Origin of the sequence: Methylobacterium sp. 285MFTsu5.1 (assembly GCF_000383455.1) — a bacterium.
Classification (GTDB): Bacteria; Pseudomonadota; Alphaproteobacteria; order Rhizobiales; family Beijerinckiaceae; genus Methylobacterium.
Window position 1 is genome coordinate 1 of record NZ_KB911341.1, and the last position, 3,037, is coordinate 3,037.

Below are 3,037 nucleotides of genomic sequence, written 5' to 3' on the forward strand. Positions count from 1 at the left end.
CGGACCCGCAACCTCGAGGTCCACGTCTCGTATCGCGGCCCCGAGTTCCTGTACCTGCCCAACCTCGACAGCCTGTACCTGCCGCGCGACGCGGCCGAGCTCGCCGACTTCGTCGGGCAGCTGGCGCCGGTTCTGATCCACGTGCACTCGCTGGCGGGCTTGCGCTGGGGCGCGGCGCGGGCGCTGATGGCGGTGGTGGCGGGCGCGGGGCGGCCCTACGCGTGGACGCTGCACGACTACTCGCCGGTGTGCCACCGCAACCACCTGGTCCAGCCGGATGGGCGCTACTGCGGCCTGGCGCCGGTGGCGGAGTGCCGGTCGTGCCTGGCGGTGGACGCGGACGGGTTCGAGGAGCCGGATCCGGGCGAGCGGCGGGCGGCGTTCGGGGCGTTCCTGGCGGGCGCCGCGCGGGTGTTCGCGCCGTCATGCGACACGGCGGCCCGGATCCGGACCGTCTACCCGGATCTGTCGGTCACGGTGCGGCCACATGTCGAGCCGGAGCGGTCGGTGCGTGACACCAGCCTCCAGCGGCCCGGCCGCATCCGCCGCGTCGCCGTGCTCGGCGCGATCAGCCTCCCCGAGGGCGGCCTGTTCCTGCAGGCCCTAGCCTCGGACGCGCGCAAGAGGGATTTGCCGCTGCACTTCTCGATCGTAGGTCACTCGGACCCGGCCCTGACGGGCGGGCTGCAGCGCGCCGGCGTTGCCGAGACGGGGCGGTACTCCACCGACGATCCGACCCTCGACCGGGTCGCCCGGGCGGCCCTCCAGATCGCCGAGACCGGCCACCACTGGGAGGACGACGAGACACTCGATCTCGTCACACAGATCTCGGCCGACCTCGTGCTGCTGCCGTCTATCTGGCCTGAGACCTACGCATACGCGCTGACCCTGGCTCTGCGCACCGGCCTACCGGTGGCGGCCTTCGACCTCGGCGCGCCGGCCGAGCGGCTGCGCGGCATGCCGAACGGCCATCTCCTGCCCTGCGCGCTGGTCACGGATCCCGCCGCCTGCAACGACCTGCTGCTGGCCATCGACATCACGGCGGATGACCGCCGCGCCCGGCTGATCCAAGCCGCGCCCTACGAGTGCCTACTGCGCGACTACTACGATCTCGCGACTCGCTCCTCGTCCAATCGGGGGGCGCCGGGCAACGCACTTTAGCCCCTTTTCTCATCGAAGCAGGCCCGGCAACCAGAGGTCACGTCGATGCCCGCCCTCCCGCCGGTCCAGGTACAGAAGAGCCCGATCGAGTCCTATCTGCACGTGCTGCATGCGTTGATCCTGCGGGACATGCGCACCCGTTTCGGAGCCTCCCTCTGGGGCTACGGCGTGGTCGTTCTCTGGCCCTGCGTGCACGTCTTCATGCTGATCGCCATCTACACTTTCCAGAAGTTGGCGGCGCCTCTCGGCGACAACAGGGCCCTTTTCTTTGCAACGGGCGCGGTGCCAGTTCTAGTCTTCCAGTACATTTCGCGCGAAGTCATGAAGGCGGTGATTATGAACCGGCCGCTGACCTATTACCCGCAGGTCAAGCTGTTCGACGTGATCCTGGCCCGCATCCTCGTGGAGATCGTGACCGGCTTCCTCGCGTTGCTGGTCGTCTGCTCCATCTTGGTCGTCATAGGGACCAATCCGATTCCAGCGGACCCATTCACGGCTATGTGCGGCTACCTTGCCGCGATCGTACTTGGCATCGGGATTGGAACAATCAATGTGGCGATCATCGGCTTTTTCCCAGGCTGGCTGATCGGCTACGCACTTTTCAGCATCATCCTGTATGTATCAAGCGGAGTCATGTTCCTCCCAAGCTACATGCCCGACAAAGTATACTACTGGATGAAGTACAATCCAGCCATGCAGCTGGCAGAGTGGGTAAGATCCGCCTACTATCCCTACGCAGGCATTCAGGTAGATTATCTTTACATCATCATGTTCGGCCTGACCTGCGCCAGCATCGGCCTGTTGCTGGTCAAGCATGTCGTCAGCAAGCTTCAAGCTTGAAGAATGGAGGGTTGCGCGTTTGCCCTACAATCGCGCAACCCGCGGCCGGCACGATCCTCAGGCTGCCCCACCAGAGTTGACAGCAGGCTTCCGCGTGATCGGGACGCGAGCCTTCGGCTTCGAATTCTCCAACCGCTTCGGGCCAGGACTGTCACACGATGTCCAATGCCGTTCATGCCATCGATACGAAGTACATCCGCCGGATCCAACAGCAACAAACTGAACGATCCTGATGGAGGGTTCGGCTATGTCCGCGCAGTCCGCAATCGCCATTCTGGATGCGATGTTCGATCTGTTCAAAGAAATGGGCAGCTGCATCACCCTCGATCTCAACTGATTCGCGATCACTAGACGCCTCCAGAAGGTTCGCGCGGAAGCCGTGTGGTCGGCCGATCTCGACTTCGTCGCCGTCAAACTGAAGTCGCACGCCGCCCATTACGCCGCTACCTACCGCGAGCCCCTCGGTTCGGAGGCGATGAGAAAGAAGAACGCCGAAAGGCTCGACGAAGTCGTCCGACATTACTCGATCCTTCGCGCGCATCTGGAGCAGCAGTTACCTGCTTCCTGACGCCGTAATGATTGACGCGGTGCACATGGGCGCTTCGAGAATGGGCCGCACGCCAGCACGACACGCTGTTCAGCCGCGCCCGTAGATCAGTCGAAACCCAGTGTAGCCCAAATTCAACCCGCCCGAGCGCGCTACTCAACGCCAAGCATTGAGCCTACGTACGGTTTGAGGCATCGATCTTGTGCACGAGCGCCCGTGCGGCGACGAAGGAGGTACCGTGAGCAGTCTGAAATTCGGGACGAGCGGCTTGCGCGGTCTCGTAACCGACCTCGTCGGCGGTCCGATCGACGACCCGACGCTGGACCGGCTCGCGGGCGCGGCCCTCCAGATCGCCGAGCCAGGGCGTCATGGGGAGGAGGTGGAGACCCTACACCTAGGAGCCTGTCCGAGTAATTCCCTCGACGGCGGATCGGGAGGATGATTCACTCGGCTCATGGCCAAGGTGTTTCGCGCGTGGGACGTCGATCA

At 64.3% G+C, this 3,037-nt stretch carries 3 protein-coding genes and 1 pseudogene; 2 read left to right on the plus strand and 2 right to left on the minus strand.

Translation table 11 applies throughout. From position 1 onward, the window contains the following. Both H288_RS33405 and H288_RS0131785 read left to right on the plus strand, forming a co-directional pair. Positions 1–1,161: pseudogene (locus H288_RS33405) on the plus strand (glycosyl transferase); the annotation flags it as partial. A gap of 45 nt (positions 1,162–1,206) precedes the next feature. Then, the gene (locus H288_RS0131785; RefSeq protein ID WP_020096580.1) at positions 1,207–2,001 is read left to right on the plus strand and encodes an ABC transporter permease; all 795 of its coding nucleotides are present in this window, start codon (positions 1,207–1,209) and stop codon (positions 1,999–2,001) included. Between the two features lie 172 nt (positions 2,002–2,173). Here H288_RS0131785 and H288_RS35475 read toward each other — a convergent pair whose 3' ends face one another. Both H288_RS35475 and H288_RS0131795 read right to left on the minus strand, forming a co-directional pair. After that, positions 2,174–2,521, minus strand: a complete 348-nt coding sequence (locus tag H288_RS35475; protein WP_158684283.1) for a hypothetical protein — start codon at positions 2,519–2,521, stop codon at positions 2,174–2,176. Between the two features lie 202 nt (positions 2,522–2,723). Next, complete coding sequence (locus H288_RS0131795) at positions 2,724–2,918, minus strand: hypothetical protein (protein ID WP_020096583.1); 195 nt, start codon at positions 2,916–2,918, stop codon at positions 2,724–2,726. Positions 2,919–3,037 lie beyond the last annotated feature (119 nt).